The organism is Bacillus alkalisoli (assembly GCF_002797415.1).
Classification (GTDB): Bacteria; Bacillota; Bacilli; order Bacillales; family Bacillaceae_I; genus Bacillus_CD; species Bacillus_CD alkalisoli.
This window is the reverse complement of sequence record NZ_KZ454944.1, coordinates 2,775,873-2,793,384: the sequence shown is the minus strand read 5'-3', so window position 1 is coordinate 2,793,384 and position 17,512 is coordinate 2,775,873. Positions and strand designations below refer to the sequence as shown.

The window sequence follows — 17,512 nt, the reverse complement described above, 5'->3', positions numbered from 1 at the left end:
CTGATGCAAAAAAGAATCTTGAAACAATCATGGCTATGGCTCCTGCTACTTTTATTACTGTTTCTCTTCATTAGTTTTATGACATCCCCAACTAGTCGGGAACAATATCCACCATATGTATCGAACTCTCCATCACCTACAGGGGTAAAGGCCATTTATACATATTTGGAGAAAGAGTTTGAAGTGACAACCTGGAACCATTCACCAGAATTACTTCCTACCTCAGCTGGTAATCTATTAATAATGGTGGAACCGTTTTTCATGCCTAGTTCTGAAGAGTTCGTAAAATACGAACAATTTTTAGCCAATGGCAATTCTATTTTATTATTACAAAATAATCCAAAGGACATGTTTGATTTGTCAACAAAGATTATTCCAGGAGATATGAGTGAGGAAATGTTCACAACGGTAACCGACAATGATGGAAAAGAATTTATGGCGGATATTTATTCATTTGTAAGGTTAATGCCAGCAAATACAGATAAAGTCCTACTGAATGATCAAGTAGGAGTAATTGCCATTAAGCGACATGTTGGAAACGGTACGTTGATTATAGCAAATACTCCTCAATGGATGACGAACAAGTTGATTTTAAAAGACGACCATTTGCCTTTACTTCTATCTTTATTTAATGAACTTACTTTTGACAAGGTTTTGTTTGATGAGTACATTCATCAATCAAAGGGCTTTATGAACTACGTCCGTGCTTATCCACTTTGGTTTACTTTTCTGTTAATTCAAGGGATTTTACTAACTTCCTTTATATTGTGGAAAAGAGGTAAAAGGTTCGGTCCAATATTAGTGGCTAGAGAAGAATCAGTACGATTTAGTGACGAAAGCATTAAAGCATTATCCGCATGGAATTTACAGGGGCGTAGCTACCATGAATCATTACATGTACAAGTAGAATACGTGAAATTATTGCTACAAGAAAAATGGGGTATTCCTTTTTCTAAAAGTTGGAAAGATACAGAAGACCAACTTGAGCGAAAGTGTAAACGAATGACAAAAGAAGAACAACGTAATTTTATAAATGGAATGGAGAAAGTTTTAGACGATACTCATTTAAGTAAAAAAGATTATTTAAGCTGGTCTAAAAGAATAGATAATTTAAGAAAAGAGGTTGAAGGGGAATGAATCCGAAATTAGCATTGCTACTAGAAAGATATGAACATAGAATACTTGGACAAAGTACGAATATTAAACTATTGTTGTCTGCTGTTCTAGCGGGAGGACATGTTTTGTTAGAGGGTGTTCCCGGTACTGGGAAAACACAAATGGTGCGTACACTTGCTAGATTACTAGGCGGAGATTTCAAACGAATTCAATTTACGCCTGACTTGCTTCCTAGTGATATTACCGGAAGTGCTATCTACAACTTGAAGGATAATAATTTTGAAACGTTAAAAGGTCCAGTTTTTACAAACATTCTGTTAGCGGATGAAATCAACCGTACTCCAGCAAAAACACAAGCTGCTCTCCTAGAAGCGATGGAAGAAAAACAAGTAACCATTCAAGGCGAGACATATCCATTACCAGAAATTTTCTTTGTTGTTGCCACACAAAACCCGATTGAGTACGAAGGTACATATCCGTTACCAGAAGCTCAACAAGACCGTTTTTTATTCAAGTTGAAAATTAATTTTCCATCTTTTGAAGAAGAAAAGAATGTGCTAAAACAAGTGATGGAAAATAGAATGCAATTACATGAGGTAGAACAAACACTCGACTTAGAAACTTTCTTAACTATTAGAAAAGAGATTGAAAACGTTACGCTAAATGATAGTGTACTAGATTATATCATGCAAATTGTTCGTAAAACACGTGAAACTGAAATGATTACGGTTGGAGCTAGTACAAGGGCAGGAATTGCGATTGGCAAAGCTGCTCAATCTTGGGCGTATCTCTCAGGTCGTGATTACGTCACACCGGATGATGTGAAAATGGTGACACGACCAAGTTTAAGACACCGTATCCAATTATCTCCACATGTAGAATTGGAGGGGACGACTGTTGATCAAATTATGGAAGAACTTGTCGGGTCGATTCCTGTTCCGCGATAAAGGCATAGTTCCAACGAAGAAACTAGTAGTTTTGTATGGAATACTTTCGTCCATACTATTTCTTCTTACCTTTTTTGGGATAGGGTGGCTTGAGATTTTTATCTTAAATGTGTTGTTTATTTCTTTAACTTTAATTGATTTACTACTGTCTCCCAAAAAAGAGAAATTAAAGTTTAAACGAGAAATGACTAGCGAACTTGAGCGTGGTATAAAGTATGACGTCCATATTTCCATACAAAATTTTTCGAATCATACAATAAAGTTTGAAATGTTTGACGATCTTCCACAATCATTTCAACGTCCATTTCCACTCAAAGGGATAGCAGAGAGGGAGAAAAGCACATCTTTAATCTATGAAACGCTTGCGACTATTCGCGGAAACTATTCTCTATCGAAACTGTATGTTCGATATTTTAGTAAGCTAGGCCTTTGGAAAAAGCAAACGGCAGTACAATTAGAGGGGAACATCAAAGTTATACCAGATCTAACAGAATCAAAAAGTTACTTAGAAAATGCGCAGAAATACTTACTTCATGAAGGTGCTAAAATTAGGAAACAAGTAAGTAATGGTGGTGAGTTTTCTAAAATAAGAACATATGCCATCGGTGATGATCCGCGGAAAATAAACTGGCGCCAAACAGCCAAGTTACGTGAAGTGATGACAAATGAATACGAACCTGAACATGGAAAAAACATTACGATATTAATAGATTGTGGACGAATGATGGGTGCTGAACTTAATACGGGTAACCGTTTGGAAAAGTCGTTAGAAGCGGCGGTAACAGTAGCGACAGCAGCATTGCGAAATGGGGATTATGTAAGTGTGCTAGCATTTTCAAAAGAAGTAAAAGTATATGTTCCGCCTGCAAAAGGGATGCCACACCTACAAACGATTTTGAAGTCTATTTATCATTTAGAAGTGGATGCATATGAATCCAATTATGGTGCAGTCCTAAACTATTTACAAACTGTACAAAAAAAGAGAAGCCTTTTGTTACTATTTAGTGATGTGCGTACTTTTTTATTTGAAGAAAGCACTATGTACTACTTAGTTCGTCTAAGAAAAAGGCACTTATTTTTCATGGTAGGTGTAGAAGACGAAATGCTCGCAGCGAAATCTAAGGAAGAACCAGACACACTGCAAAAAGCGATGGAAAAAAGCATGGCTCAAAAGCAGTTGCTACGTAAAAAAAGAGAAAAGCTTCGATGGGAAAAACAAGGCTTACCAATGATAGAAACAAAAGAAGAAAACCTAGCCACCGTCGCCGTCTCTCACTACATCGACATGCTGAATAGAGGGTTGTTATAATGCTTAGTGTTGATATTTAAATATTATTACCTTGTTAATTTCCGTGCAAGGCTGAGACTCCACGGCGCCACGAAAAATGAAAGCGGCTCGTTCAGCTCCGACTAGCATAAGACAGGGGGAGCTTGAGGGCGTTCTTTGTCCTCGAGATGACCATGGTTTATGACTCGAGGAGCTAGCCGCTAGACCTAGACACGCCCGCAGAAAGCGAAGCCTTGCGCGGAAATCAACAGTAGTGTTTAAATTCATAAAAAACCGGCTCATTCCTCAGCCGGTTTCCATTTGTTTTTTCTTTTATTCAAATGCAATCCAATAACAGCATAAAGAATCAAACCAATAACCGTAACAAAAGCAACTAAATACTTAGCCTCAAATGATAGCTTTGCAGGCGTAATAAATCCTTCTATTATTCCTGCAATAATAAACAATGGAATAGTACCTATCAGCAATTGAACGGACCTTTTAGCTTGTACCTTTAATTGATAGCCTCTAGAATAGCGTCCAGGTACAAACAATTTGTATCCCATTAACAAGCCTGCACCACCAGCAATGAAAATAGCAGTTAGTTCAATCATCCCATGTGGAACAATGTAAGCCCAAAATTCATAAGTCATACCAGCGTGCCAAAAAATTGCAGCAATTGCACCAACAAGGACGCCGTTAAAGATAAGAATATAAGCTGTTAACAAACCAAATGTAACTCCGCCTGCAAAAGCAATAAATGCAACTTGGATATTATTCGTCATAATAGAGGCAGAGAAGAGGGAGGCTTCTACTGTTCCTTCTTTATCGGTAAGGCTACTAGGTTCAATGCTTTGTATCATATTGGCAGGTAATAACGTATAGGCAGTAAGTGGGTCATGCCAAACAGCAAAAAAACCTCCAATCCCACCTAACGTTAATAGAACCATGGCGATAAAAACAAACTTCCACTGCTCCGCTAACAAGCGAACAAATGTCGTACTAAAGAACTCTCTCACTTGCTTAAAACTAGAAACTTGATCTTTGTATAATAGATTATGAGCTTTAGAAACTAACTCATTCAAATATCTAGTGATGTCTTCATTAGGAAAAAAAGTTTGACTATAAGAAAGATGTTGTGCAGCTTTTTCGTACTGGCGATGGAACTGGTCAATGTCGTTAGCCGAATTTCGACGGTTTTTAGAAATAAGATTTATGGAGTTCTCTAAAAGACTCCATTCGTTTCTATGTTGCTTAATAAACTGATTAAGATTCATAAATGCACCTTCTAATTGTAGTATAGAATTAATATTGTTATTCCTTTTCGATTAATAGTTTTACATGATGAAACGCTCTCTATTATTATACTATTTCCATTATAGTAATTTTTTAGAAAAATAGAAACAGTAGCATCGAGAAAAGAGGTTAAAAAATGCATGAAGAGAATGTAAATATAAAAACCCCTGAGTTTGTGTCCATTCAGTTTGAGCCAGCTGGGCTAGGGAGTAGGGCATCAGCATTTATTTTAGATCAATTATTAATAATCATTGTATACTTACTTTTGTTTTTTGGCGTATTCATGATGATTTTAGGTTTTGACATTTCTAATTTTTCAGGAACATTTGTTGCGATAGTTATTGTCATTACTTTTGCCATTCAATGGGGCTACTTTTTTGCTTTTGAATACTTTACAGGTGGAAGAACAATTGGCAAAAAGATAGTAGGAATAAGAGTTATTCAAGAAAATGGCCATAGTATTACGTTGCTAGCAAGTGCCGTACGAAATTTATTAAGAATTATTGATAGTTTACCAGCTAATTATTTTCTTGGCATCATTATGATCTTTTTCCATTCTAAACATAAGAGAATTGGAGATATCGTTGCAGGAACAATTGTTGTTCATGAGCGTCCGGGGAAAAAAAGAAAGACGAAGATGGATGGAATATTAGAAGACCGTCGTATCACGAAAGAAAGCTTAATTTTAGACGATTGGACGATAAAAAGCTTTAAACAAAAAGATTGGAATTTGTTGAAAACGTATTACGAACGTTTTCTGTTTTTACCAGAATTAGAACGTGATAGAATGACTAGGAAAATTGCAGAGATATTGCTTCCTAAAGCTGGAATAGACCATTCCACAAAAAGGTATATGCAAATGGAAAATGATTTGTTGGCGTTGTATTTAATATTGAAGGAAGAATGGGAGTTTGAATTATAGAAAATTGGATAGGACTTAACAAACAACTACAAACAGGTATATAATAAGAAATAGTTGAGACTATCTCATCTAATATAAATTTAATTTTACTTTATTCATTTTTATAGAGTTTGAAAGAGAGTGGAACAGTATGGGTCGTAAATGGAACAATATTAAAGAAAAGAAAGCTGCAAAAGATACAAATACGAGTAGAGTGTATTCTAAGTTTGCGCTTGAAATATATGTAGCAGCAAAGCAAGGTGTGCCTGATCCAGAATCAAACCAAGCACTTAAATTTGTACTTGAACGTGCAAAAACATACAACGTACCTCGAAATATTATTGATCGTGCCATTGATAAAGCTAAAGGGTCATCTGATGAAAGATACGATGAGCTTCGTTATGAAGGGTTCGGACCAAATGGATCTATGATTATCGTCGATACATTAACTAACAACGTAAACCGCACTGCTTCTGAAGTTCGAGCTGCATTTGGTAAAAACGGTGGAAACATGGGTGTAAGTGGATCTGTAGCTTATATGTTTGATGCTACAGCTGTTATTGCAGTTGAAGGGAAAACGGCAGATGAAGTTTTAGAGCTTCTAATGGAAGCGGACGTTGATGCTCGCGATATTTTAGAAGAAGATGAAATGGTAATTGTTTATGGAGAGCCAGACCAATTCCACGCAATGCAAGAAGCTTTCAAGAACACTGGAATTACAGACTTCAAAGTTGCCGAATTAACTATGTTAGCTCAAAACGATGTAACAATACCAGAAGATGGTCAAGCACAATTTGAGAAGTTAATTGATGCATTAGAAGATTTAGATGATGTACAACGTGTGTACCATAACGTTGACTTAAGTGAATAAATATTAATGAACAAGACGCTAGGCTCGAATCATTCGACCTGGTGTCTTTTTATTTCAAGAATTTTACAGGTGCCTGGCGCCTGTAACCTCTTTGAAATATTTTCGTCTAAGTCTTTGGTCGGATATGAGGTTACGTCTCTGTTTGTATTTTTTGTAAAGGTACTATTTTTTTTAGGATTAACGTCATATAATCAATGTGGGGTTGGAAAAAATACTTAATTTTGGTAATTGAGTTAATTTCATATTTAAGGATCGATGAGTAGCCATACATTATGAAACGGACTCAAATGAGGGGAGAAACGAAGATGTCGATATTGGAGTTTATTTTAAAGAGAAAGATTGCAGTTGGACTTATGGTTATTTTTGTTTTGATGATTGGTCTTTATTCTATGAACAAGTTAGATCAAGAATTAATGCCGCCTATTTCGTTTGACATGACGATTGTGCAAGTGGACGCAGGTGAAATGGCAGTTCTTGATGTAGAGGATAAGATAACGAAGCCGATTGAACAAATATTAAGTGGTATAGAAGGAGTAGAATCACACTCCTCTCAATCACATATTGGAAGTTCTTCCATTACAGTTATGGTGGAAGAAGGTAGAGGGGATGAGATTCATAAAAATATTGAAGCAGCAATACTCCCTCTCAAAAATCAAATCCAAGGTATTCAAAACATCGGAACGTTCCAAATATCTATGAATCAACCTTTTGAGTTTTTTATGGAACTATCTAACGGAAATATGGATGAGATAACAAGCTTCTCTAAAAATGTTGTAAAACCTAGATTAGAAGCTTTACCAGAAGTTAGAGAAGTAAGATTCGATGGATTAGAAGAAAACGAAATTATTATTCAACTAAAAAGCGATGAATTACAAAAATACGGAGTAGACGCACAACAAATTATTGGAACAATTCAGCAGTCTAACTTAATCACTTCGCTCGGAGAATTAAAAGAAGAAACAAATGAACCTACTATCCGTTGGATTACTTCGTTACAATCCCTTGATGACATAAAAAATATATTAATACCAACAATGGACGGAGTTAAAACGTTAGAAGAACTTGCTACTATTAACTTACAAGTAAGAGAAATTTCTTCTGGTGTGTGGAAAAATGGTAGTAAAGAAGTTGTACTTGTTCAAATAGGTCGTGTAAATGGAGCAACACAGATTGAAATGGCAGAGGCTATACGTGCGGAAGTACAAAAGATTAAGGATGAGGGGCTTGTTACCGGTTTTCAATTTAATGAAATTGTAGCCCAAGCTGATTATGTAAAAGATGCAGTAGATGGAGTGACTAGTAATATTTTAATTGGTGGTTTATTGGCGATAGTCATACTCTTCTTGTTTTTAAGAAATATAAGAGCAACGATTATTATAGGAATTTCCATACCTCTATCTATTTTATTAACATTCTCTTGCATGTGGTTCCTAGGCTACAGTATCAACATGCTTAGTCTAATTGCATTAGGACTTGGAATAGGTATGATGGTCGATGCTTCTATCGTAATTTTAGAGTCGATTTATCGTAAAAAGGAACAAGGAATCCCAAATAAAGAAGCAGTACTTAAAGGTGTAAGTGAAGTTGCTTCTGCTGTTATAGCATCGATGTTAACGACGATAGTCGTATTTTTACCAATCGGATTACTAGGTGGAGAAGCAGGTAAGTTTATGATGATCTTATCTGTTGTCGTTATTGTAACACTAGTAAGTTCAGTAGTCGTTTCCTTTACGCTTATACCAACTTTATCCGAAAATTTCTTGAAACTTACGAAACGTCAACAGCAAAAGAAAGAAAGCCGGATCATTCAATCATATGGAAATATCATCACGTGGATGTCGGGTAAGAAGCGCCGTCGTTTAGGAGTAATTTTCGCCTTTTTCCTTATGTTCATCGGTTCTTTAGCATTAATTACGAAAGTTCCAATGACCATTATGCCTGATATGTACAATCGATATTCAGAAGTAATGATAACGCTTGAAAGTGGAATATCACCTCAAGAAAAAGATGAACTTGCTAAAGAAATTAATGTGCAATTAAATGACGTACCAGATCTAACAAGCCACTTTGTATTGGATCAGATCGAATTTATGTTTATTTTAATTAACATGACACCAGAAGAAGAGGCAACGTTAGGCCAAGACGAAATAAATGAAAGAATTATGTCCTCACTTCGTAGTCTAGAAGAGAATTTCCCAGTTGTAGGAGTAACTTCCGCAATGGGAATGGGAGCAAGTTATCCAGTTCAGCTTGAAGTAACAGGCGATAGTTTAGAAGAATTGGAGAAAATTTCATCTGAATTAGCGAACGAAATAAGTAAAGTTTATGGAATTGTTGGTACAACAACTTCCATGGACAAAATGTTAGAAGAACAATTAATCGTTCTAAAAGAAGATGAGATGAAAAAAGATGGTATTACACCATTACAACTATTTGGTCAATTAAATGCATTGTCTTCCACAATGCCAATTGGTTTACTACAAGATGAAAATTCTACACCAATTTTAATTGCACCAGACAAAACGATAACAAAGAAATCTGATTTGTTAAATGAAGAAATACTAACGCCTACAGGTAATCAAAAACTTTCAAAATATATTGAGTTAGAAACTGTTCAAGCACCAACACAAATTGATCGTAAAGAAGGAAAGCGTGTCGTGAAAATATTAGCAGATATAGAAGGGCGCGACCTCGGTTCCATCAATCGTGACGTTCAAAGTGTGGTGGATTCTTTTGAAACAACTGCTGGATACACAGTATCAGTAAGTGGAAATTTAGAAGAACAACAAGAGGCAATTCAAGATATGCTAGTCATTTTATCTATTGCTATCTTCTTAGTGTACGTTGTAATGGCTGTTCAGTTTAATCATCTATTACACCCAATCATTGTTATGACAATTATTCCAATGACAATTACAGGTGTTATCCTAGGGCTATTACTAACTCAACGTGAATTAAGTATTATGTCAGGTATGGGTGTTATCATGTTGATTGGGATTGTTTTAAATAATGCTATTCTTTTGATAGACCGTGCAAAGCAGTTAAGAGTGGAAGAAAAATCAGTTCACGAAGCAATTGTAGAGGCAGGTATGAATCGCATGCGTCCAATTTTTATGACAACCTTAACAACAATTGGTGGAATGCTTCCTCTTGCATTATCAGGAGGAGCTGCAAGCAGTTACCAAGCTCCATTAGCAACGGTTGTTATATCAGGGCTGCTGTTTGCTACACTTATTACGCTAGTATTAATTCCAGCAGTATATATGCTATTTCATGACTTAGGAAGAGGCGTAAGAAGACTGGTTAAAAGAAAACAACGCAATGAAAAGTCAATAGAAGCATAAAAGTATAAAGCTTAGAACCCTCTGTAAAGGTAAAATGGTACCTAGCAGAGGGTTTTATTATGTTTATTGGAGATGAATTATTTAGTTATCCGTAAATTACCTTATTATCAACGGTAAAATAAATATATCCAGAAATCTAGTTAAATATCCATGAATTTGAAAATACATCCACATTTATCAAAATGCTAAAATATTATATAAGAAATGTAACCTTTTCCCTCTTCATCCGTCTTTAAGCCGAAAACAAACTATACAAGCAAATGAGGTGCCATAACAATTGGATGATTCGTACCGTAAACAAAAAGTGAAAGAATGGTACCACGAGTACAGTGATGACATATACCGATTCATTCTGTACTTAACTGGTGACAATGAGCAAGCGAAAGATTTAATGCACGATACATTCCTAAAAGCGTATCAACACGCTGCAAGTTTTCAAGGAAAAACAAGCGTAAAAAATTGGCTGTATCGTATTGCTAGGAACGTAACGATCGATTATATGAGAAAAATGAAGCCAATAAAATATATGTTAAACTCATTTGCTATTTTTCCATCGAATGATAAATGTCCAGCCCAAATATCTCAACTTGGAGAAAATGAAGAACAACTATACAAATCTATCAAAAAACTCAAAGCACCTTATCAAGAAGTAATTATATTGAGAAAAATTAAAGAGCTCTCTGTTCAAGAAACAGCAGAGATTTTAAATTGGTCGGAAAGTAAAGTGAAAACGACTTTGCACCGTGCACTCCAGTCTTTAAAAGAGGAAATGATAAAGGAGGGATACACTCATGATGCAATCTGATAAAAGAAATGATTGGGATAAGAACTTTGCTCGACTTAAGGAAGTGGAGTTAAAAGAGAGCGACAAAACGGAAGTATATGACCAGTTATTGCACAGCATTGAACAACCTAAAGGGTTTATTCAATCAGTCAACAAGCTAGTACCAACTGTTTCCGTTATCGTTTTACTATGCATTGGAGGATTCATAGCAACATTATTCTATATGGAAAATCAGAATGGTAAAGGGACAGATACGAAAAAGGAGTATGTTTTTCATGAGGGAGAATTTCCTACATTAATAAAGAATGAATTGAAAATAGAGAAAAACGAAGAGTTTTGGTACATCCAAAATAAATTCGGCTCTTCAGTAGGTAGCTTCATGGTTACAAATTCAACTGAGGAATTTGCTAGAAGAAAAGCAATAGGTGCCATTCACGAAACGAAAGAGATGACGAATGAACACTTTGATACGTTATTTTTGCGTGAACATATTAAACAACCTAATTTAGTTCAAAAACTTCATTACTACTTTTCCTACGGTGACGACCATTTTCACCTTCAAATACATCTAGGTTCTATCGGCTCAGTAATGGAACAAGATGCACCTTTAATTCTTGAAGAATTTCAGAATCAAATCTTACTACAAAAAGAAACTATAGATAGTGGAGTTAACCCGAGCTTTCAAGCCATTCTCTCTTCACAATTAAAAGGTGATAATATGTACCTTGCAATCGTAAACGATAATAGAACGAATGAGTTGCAAATACCAAGTGAATGGGAAGCGTATAGGCTACAAATACAAGAGGAAACAAAGATCATCGATGAGAATGGAAATGAAATCTCTCTAAATGATGTTAATTTATATGAATTTTATTTAAATGTGTGGACAAAAGAACCATTTATCTCAGAGTGGACGAAACTCGCAGTTAATCAACAAGATAGAGGGTATGAAAATCATCCATTATACACCGCTAAGAGAATACAAGTAGTAGAAATACCTAATGAAGATTATCTAGAAAGGTTATATGCGAAAGAAGAAGGAAAGTATGCACTTTACATTTATATAGGGGAAGATCTCGGAGGGGAGATAGGTATTGAGATTCAAAAGGAAATTAACACTCTCCTTCATAAAGAAAAAAATAACATGTACATCGTTTCTTTCATAAGCGTCCCACCAGATCAAGAAAAACAACTTTTTAACATTGAACATTACCCAGCGTATGTGATACTTGATCATGAAAAAGTGTTAGTAAATACAGTTGAACTAGAAGATATTCTGCCATATCTGAATGAATAACATAAAAAAGACACCTGTAAACAGGTGTCTTTTTGCGTATTGCGGCGAGACATCAGCACTCCACATAGTGCCTTGCCAAAAAGGCGTGATGTTCGACTTATGCAACTCAGCTCATCGCTCTATAACTATAGCACGATAGAACAATAAGTACAATAGAGAATATTTTGGTAAGAGTATGTTAAATACAATAAGGGTATTAAATAGAGGAATACTTGCTATTAACAGTGGATAATGTCACGATAAAAGCATACATATTAAAGGAGGAAGAAAAATGAAACTAGCTGGAAAAAAAGTTATTCAAATTGTAAGCAATGACTTCGAAGATTTAGAATTATGGTATCCAGTTTTACGACTTCGTGAAGAAGGAGCAACTGTTGACATCGTAGGAGAAAAAGCAAAAGAAAAATATATAGGAAAATATGGAGTACCAATCATGTCAGACTATGCTTTCAAAGACGTAAACCCAAATGAGTATGATGCTATTTTAGTGCCAGGTGGATGGTCACCGGATCTATTAAGAAGGTTTGATGAAGTGTTAAACATGGTTCGAGTAATGGACGAACATCAAAAACCTATCGGACAAATTTGCCATGCTGGATGGGTTCTTATATCCGCTAAAATTCTTGAAGGAAAAACGGTAACAAGCACTCCAGGGATTAAAGACGATATGATGAACGCAGGTGCTACATGGGTGGATGAGCCAGTAGTCGTTGATGGACATATCATCTCAAGTCGCCGCCCACCGGACTTACCTGATTATATGAGAGAGTTTATTAAGATGTTAGAAAAATAATCCAAGAGGAGCCACAGGTATAAACTGTGACTCCTTTTATTAATATAAAGTGATAAATTCATCGTCAAGTAAACAATCTAATTTATTTTCAATCTCTGTCCAAGAATTGCTGGTATTTTCAAAGCAGTAAGAAACTTTCTTTGAAAAATTAACTACCCTTTCTTTCTGTATCGGATCTATTTTTTCTTTTGGATTATTTCCGATTGTAGTGAGAGGGGACAAAATTGGAATGAGTCTATACCCTTTTTCTAAAATGTCTTCTGATAAAATTCCTGTATATGTACTTGATATAAATAGTCCGTATTGTAGTTCATTAAACAATCTATTTAGTTCCACTAAAAACTCCTCATCATCCCAATTAAACTCTTCACTAACAAGGCCAGTAAATAATGGAATTAAAACCATTTTATATTCCACTTGTTCCAAATATAGAAGTAGGCTTACTTTTTGCACTTTGTCTCTTTCTACCTTATAAAAATATACAGACGTGAACAGAAGGAAAAGTAAAACGAGGCAAATAGTAGACAATGTTTTAATCTTTCGATCCGAAATTCTTTTCAATGATATCCCTCCAGTTTTAATACTGTTAAATTTTACCATTACATATAAATTGTATTAGTCAATATTTTTTTGGAAATAAGGAGTTGGTTTGTTTATTCGACAAAAACATTGATATTTCTCGGGAAATATCCAAGTGTGACTTCGGTTTTAAAAGGAATTACTCTTATTTTGTATAATAATGGTAAAGATGATGTTAAGGGGGATATTCATGGACCATCAGCACTATAACGTTCCTGTTAAAAATGATTCAAACTACAATAATTATGATAGGGATTATGACCGTAGCAGATATGTAGATAATGAAGTTGTCTCTATTGGAGTTTGGATTGTTGTTATTATTGTTTTAGCAATTCCGATTATCAATATAATTGCGTTGTTTGTTTTAGCATTTGGCAATCATAATGAAAATTTAAAGAATTTTGCCAAGGCAAGTCTTATCCTAGGAGGAATTGGCTTGTTGTTTGCAATACTGGTTAGTGGTTGTAGTTACTAATTTTTGTAAAAAATATGTATGCAAATCTCTTCCAACAGAAAGAATAGAACTAACAACCTTGTAAGGGAGAATGATGCATGCAAATCGAAAGTGGAACAGTCTTTGAAATTAATAATGGAAGTAATGGTTTTTTTAATTCATCCAAAAAATTAACGGTGTTACGCCATAGTGGTGAAACAGTGCAGTTTACACTAGGAAAAGGTAAAGGTCATGGCTCTATGCCAGTAAAACATTTACAATACCTACTAAGAAAAAATGAATTAACTCCATTAAACCCTAAAAGAGCACTGCTTAATGATAATGAAGAAGAGCAACTCTTGGGGTAATATGTAAATGTCAAGGAAGAAACATTTTTATCAAAAGTGGTGGTTTTGGACGATAGTACTATTCATTGGACTGAATTTACTCATTAATAATGTAATGCAAAATGATGAACCTAACGATGACCGTAATCAGCTTATTGAAAGTAAAATCCAAACCCATTAAAAATCCGCGAGTGCATATGTAACTCGCGGATTTATTTTTTTGAAAAGCCTATACCTTGTGTGTTGCCTCATAAGAAAAATAATTATATTATTAAAATAAAGAAAATTTTAAATAGTCATACAGAAAGAGGGTCCATACATAATATGAAAATATTTATTTCAGCTGACATTGAAGGTGTTTCAGGTGTTGCAACAAATCAACAATTAAAAACACCATCTGAGTATCAACGTTTTCGAAAGTTAATGACACAAGATGTAAATGCTGCGATTGAAGGAGCTTTTAAAGGTGGAGCAACAGAGGTTGTAGTTGCTGATGGACATGGTAACATGTCTAATATTTTTATAGAAGAGTTAGATTCAAGAGCAACTCTCGTACAAGGAAGCAATCGTGTTATGTGTCAATTAGAAGGATTAGACGAAACGTTTGATGCGATTATGTTCGTCGGACATCATGGGCGTGAGGGTGGTTCAGAAAGAGCCATTATTAGTCATACACTAGCTGGTATTTGTGTGAATGAAATGAAGATAAATGGAAAGGTAGTCGGGGAAACGGAAATGAATGCAATGGTAGCTGGTTCATTCGATGTACCAACTATATTTATTTCTGGCGATGATGCTTATGTAGCAGAAGTAAAAGAAACATTGCCAAACGTGGAAGCGGCGATTGTGAAAAGAGGAATTGATCGCTTTGCTTCTGAGCTCATTCATCCTGAGAAAGCACAGCAGATCATTCGAGAAAAAGCAGAACTAGCTACAAAAAACATAGCAAACTATAAACCTTTAAAAACAGAAGGGCCAGTAACATTTGAAATTGAATTTAAAGGGTCTAACCAAGCTCTTATGACAACAACGTTACCTACAGTAGAATTAATCAGTCCAAAGCGAATTACCTTTACTTGTGATGATATGGTAACAGCGTATAAACATATGTGGGGTTGCGTTATTATCGCTATCACAGCAACGAACGGTGTTCTAGGAAATGTAAACGCCTAAAGAAGAACTTTTAGAAAAACTTGTGAAAAGAGAGAAAACCATGTGGAGTAGAATCCAAAGAGATCTAGTAAATTATCAAAAAGCTCATAAACATAAAGCAAATCAAGTGCTTCATTATTTTGCTTTTTTGTTTGCCTTTTTAGGATGGATATTTTTATTTATTAATATATATGTAACAATTATATTAGCACTATTGCATTATACTTTTTCGTGGATTGGTCACTTTTACTATGAGAAAAACAAACCAGCTTCTTTTAAATATCCACTGTTAGGTTTCTATGCGGGCTTTTTATGGTTTTTTCTTTTGACGTTTCAACTATTATTTTCTAAAAGAGTCCTTCCTCCATTAGATTAAAATAATATATAGTTTAGCAATCAGCTGCAGGAAAGTTAATATAAAGGATGGTGAGTATAGAATGACTAAATTGCTATTACATTTAGAGGGATCTTTTGTACTTTTAGCTAGTATTTATTTTTATGCCCATGGTTCATATAGTTGGCTATTATTTTTCATTTTATTATTTACCCCAGACATTTCAATGGTAGGATATATAGTCAATAATAAGATAGGTGCACTATCGTATAATTTGTTTCATACTTATTTAGTTCCTATTATGTTATTAATAATTGGAGTGATTTTCAAAAGTGAAATATTGATAGCTTTAAGTTTAATATGGTTTGCACATATTGGAATGGATAGAATGTTAGGATATGGTTTGAAATATCCAACGCATTTTAAAGATACTCATCTAAGTCGAGTATAATTGAAAAGGTACTTACCAATAATCGAAGGAAAGTAAGATAAAAGAAGGTTGAATTATGAATGAACAAATAAAAATCGATCTTTCTTTATCTAGATTCAGAGAATAAAAGTCTTTATGACTTAACTAGATGAGAAATTTTTTTAATAAATACACCACAGTATGGAAAGATGCCCAACTTAAGATAGTTTTAATACAAAAAATTAAAGATAATGTATGATTTTTTTAAAAAAATTTGCTTTTCTAGATATCTTATGTTATATTTAAGAAGAATTATTTTTGTTCGCTAGGTCAACATCAGAGATTAAGTTTTAAACTTTTCGCCTTTGATATCTAAATGAGCAATAATAGTAATAAACAGTGGGTTATCCACATATTGGGAGGCAACAAATATGCAACAAGGTACAGTAAAATGGTTTAACGCAGAAAAAGGATTCGGTTTCATCGAAGTAGAAGGTGGAGATGATGTATTCGTACATTTCTCAGCTATCCAAGGCGAAGGATTTAAATCTTTAGATGAAGGCCAAAAAGTTTCATTTGACACTGAGCAAGGTCAACGTGGACTTCAAGCTACAAACGTTACAAAAATGTAATGTTGGAAAGGACTCTTTTATAGAGTCCTTTTTTTATGTTTGCACGGTTGCTTCCAATACTGTTAATCTATTTTCATTCGTGTTTAAATTAACCTCCGCTCCTATCGGAATACTAGACTTATAATACCCATGCCCCGTTGCCACGTTAACCATAAGAGGTTTACCGAGTGGCACTATCCATTCATTTATTAACATTTCAAGCGTAGTTCCGTAAGATACAGGACAATTCGTACATTCTCCAATTATTATTCCTATACAATCATTGAATTTCCCTGACATAGATAACTGAGTGAAATAACGATAGATCATGTTAGTCGGTGTCTTTATATCTTCTAAAAATAAAATCTTTCCTTTTGTATCAATTTCATAAGGAGTAGCAAGTGTATTAATGATGGATGTTATGTTCCCTCCCACAATAGATCCAGTAACATTTCCACGTACTAAACTAACTTGCAACATGTTAGGTGGATTTAAAATAACTCTTGGTTGTGTAAGTGTGGAGACTGATTCAAAAAACTGATTGAAATTGTAAGTTGGTGTATCAGGCCTGAAATCCGGAAGCATTAAACTATGAAAGGTCGTTAAGTCACTTAATTGATATAGAGCATTTAGTAGTACAGTGATGTCACTATAACCTGTAATGATCTTTGGGTTTTGTTTAATAATATTGTAGTCTAAAAAAGGAAGTAAACTTTGGACACCTGTTCCTCCTCGACTTGGTAAAATCATTTTTACACCAGGGCTAGAAAACATAAACATTAAATCCTCCGCTCTTCTTTCTGGAGTAGTTGCTGTGATGCCGTCAAAAGAGTAAAGATACTTTCCGAAGATAATATTAAAACCCATGTTTCGAAGTGTTTCTATTCGAGCATTAATTATGTTTGCATCAAGAGGACTTCCTGGTGAAACTAGACCAATAGAGTCTCCGCTTTGTAGCATAGGTGGTTTTGTGGCCATGGACCTCACTTCCTTTGTAAAAAATTTCTTTTTACAATATATGAAAGTTAAGG

At 34.7% G+C, this 17,512-nt stretch carries 19 protein-coding genes; 16 read left to right on the top strand and 3 right to left on the bottom strand.

Features of this window, described 5'->3' with window-relative positions:
- Positions 1-3 precede the first annotated feature (3 nt).
- The 3 genes from CDZ89_RS13930 to CDZ89_RS13920 are packed head-to-tail and all read left to right on the top strand — an operon-like array spanning position 4 to position 3,372.
- Positions 4-1,137 (top strand): DUF4350 domain-containing protein, encoded by a 1,134-nt coding sequence (locus CDZ89_RS13930; RefSeq protein WP_100333838.1) that lies wholly within the window; start codon positions 4-6, stop codon positions 1,135-1,137.
- Entirely contained in the window at positions 1,134-2,063 is a 930-nt protein-coding gene (locus CDZ89_RS13925) for an AAA family ATPase (RefSeq protein WP_096155048.1), read from the top strand. Before CDZ89_RS13930 ends, CDZ89_RS13925 begins: the two co-directional genes overlap by 4 nt.
- Positions 2,014-3,372 (top strand): DUF58 domain-containing protein, encoded by a 1,359-nt coding sequence (locus tag CDZ89_RS13920; RefSeq protein WP_096155047.1) that lies wholly within the window; start codon positions 2,014-2,016, stop codon positions 3,370-3,372. The genes CDZ89_RS13925 and CDZ89_RS13920 overlap by 50 nt, the downstream gene beginning before the upstream one ends.
- 257 nt (positions 3,373-3,629) lie before the next feature.
- On the opposite strand, the gene CDZ89_RS13915 is transcribed toward CDZ89_RS13920, so the two are convergent.
- Positions 3,630-4,607: a stage II sporulation protein M gene (locus tag CDZ89_RS13915; RefSeq protein ID WP_096155046.1), complete on the bottom strand. Its 978-nt coding sequence runs from the start codon at positions 4,605-4,607 to the stop codon at positions 3,630-3,632.
- Between the two features lie 155 nt (positions 4,608-4,762).
- Between CDZ89_RS13915 and CDZ89_RS13910 the strand changes: the two genes are divergently transcribed.
- The 6 genes from CDZ89_RS13910 to CDZ89_RS13885 all read left to right on the top strand — a co-directional run bounded on the left by CDZ89_RS13910 (position 4,763) and on the right by CDZ89_RS13885 (position 12,616).
- Positions 4,763-5,548, top strand: coding sequence for an RDD family protein (locus tag CDZ89_RS13910; RefSeq protein WP_096155045.1), 786 nt, complete (start codon positions 4,763-4,765; stop codon positions 5,546-5,548).
- Positions 5,549-5,678: 130 nt separating this feature from the next.
- Complete coding sequence (locus tag CDZ89_RS13905; protein WP_096155044.1) at positions 5,679-6,398, top strand: YebC/PmpR family DNA-binding transcriptional regulator; 720 nt, start codon at positions 5,679-5,681, stop codon at positions 6,396-6,398.
- 305 nt (positions 6,399-6,703) lie between these two features.
- Positions 6,704-9,742 carry an efflux RND transporter permease subunit gene (locus CDZ89_RS13900; RefSeq protein ID WP_100333837.1) on the top strand — a complete coding sequence of 1,013 codons (3,039 nt, stop codon included), beginning with the start codon at positions 6,704-6,706 and terminating at the stop codon, positions 9,740-9,742.
- Positions 9,743-10,019: 277 nt separating this feature from the next.
- Positions 10,020-10,547: an RNA polymerase sigma factor gene (locus tag CDZ89_RS13895; protein ID WP_227521509.1), complete on the top strand. Its 528-nt coding sequence runs from the start codon at positions 10,020-10,022 to the stop codon at positions 10,545-10,547.
- On the top strand, positions 10,534-11,823 hold the full coding sequence (locus tag CDZ89_RS13890) for a hypothetical protein (RefSeq protein WP_100333836.1): 1,290 nt from the start codon (positions 10,534-10,536) through the stop codon (positions 11,821-11,823). Before CDZ89_RS13895 ends, CDZ89_RS13890 begins: the two co-directional genes overlap by 14 nt.
- A 271-nt stretch (positions 11,824-12,094) precedes the next feature.
- Positions 12,095-12,616 (top strand): type 1 glutamine amidotransferase domain-containing protein, encoded by a 522-nt coding sequence (locus tag CDZ89_RS13885; RefSeq protein ID WP_100333835.1) that lies wholly within the window; start codon positions 12,095-12,097, stop codon positions 12,614-12,616.
- A 39-nt stretch (positions 12,617-12,655) separates the two neighbouring features.
- On the opposite strand, the gene CDZ89_RS13880 is transcribed toward CDZ89_RS13885, so the two are convergent.
- Positions 12,656-13,177, bottom strand: coding sequence for a hypothetical protein (locus tag CDZ89_RS13880; RefSeq protein WP_100333834.1), 522 nt, complete (start codon positions 13,175-13,177; stop codon positions 12,656-12,658).
- Between the two features lie 208 nt (positions 13,178-13,385).
- Between CDZ89_RS13880 and CDZ89_RS19990 the strand changes: the two genes are divergently transcribed.
- The 7 genes from CDZ89_RS19990 to CDZ89_RS13850 all read left to right on the top strand — a co-directional run bounded on the left by CDZ89_RS19990 (position 13,386) and on the right by CDZ89_RS13850 (position 16,502).
- Positions 13,386-13,670, top strand: a complete 285-nt coding sequence (locus CDZ89_RS19990; protein ID WP_198508242.1) for a hypothetical protein — start codon at positions 13,386-13,388, stop codon at positions 13,668-13,670.
- Between the two features lie 77 nt (positions 13,671-13,747).
- Positions 13,748-13,996 carry a hypothetical protein gene (locus CDZ89_RS13870; RefSeq protein ID WP_096155040.1) on the top strand — a complete coding sequence of 83 codons (249 nt, stop codon included), beginning with the start codon at positions 13,748-13,750 and terminating at the stop codon, positions 13,994-13,996.
- Between the two features lie 7 nt (positions 13,997-14,003).
- A complete protein-coding gene (locus CDZ89_RS19725; protein WP_157842741.1) occupies positions 14,004-14,156 on the top strand; it encodes a hypothetical protein in 153 nt (50 codons plus the stop codon).
- A gap of 143 nt (positions 14,157-14,299) precedes the next feature.
- Positions 14,300-15,148 carry a M55 family metallopeptidase gene (locus tag CDZ89_RS13865; protein WP_100333833.1) on the top strand — a complete coding sequence of 283 codons (849 nt, stop codon included), beginning with the start codon at positions 14,300-14,302 and terminating at the stop codon, positions 15,146-15,148.
- Positions 15,149-15,188: 40 nt separating this feature from the next.
- Entirely contained in the window at positions 15,189-15,503 is a 315-nt protein-coding gene (locus CDZ89_RS13860; protein WP_096155038.1) for an Mpo1-like protein, read from the top strand.
- A gap of 61 nt (positions 15,504-15,564) precedes the next feature.
- Positions 15,565-15,912 (top strand): DUF4260 domain-containing protein, encoded by a 348-nt coding sequence (locus CDZ89_RS13855; RefSeq protein ID WP_100333832.1) that lies wholly within the window; start codon positions 15,565-15,567, stop codon positions 15,910-15,912.
- 389 nt (positions 15,913-16,301) lie between these two features.
- A complete protein-coding gene (locus CDZ89_RS13850; protein ID WP_096155036.1) occupies positions 16,302-16,502 on the top strand; it encodes a cold-shock protein in 201 nt (66 codons plus the stop codon).
- Positions 16,503-16,535: 33 nt separating this feature from the next.
- On the opposite strand, the gene CDZ89_RS13845 is transcribed toward CDZ89_RS13850, so the two are convergent.
- Positions 16,536-17,459, bottom strand: coding sequence for a S66 peptidase family protein (locus CDZ89_RS13845; RefSeq protein WP_096155035.1), 924 nt, complete (start codon positions 17,457-17,459; stop codon positions 16,536-16,538).
- Between the last annotated feature and the right edge of the window lie 53 nt (positions 17,460-17,512).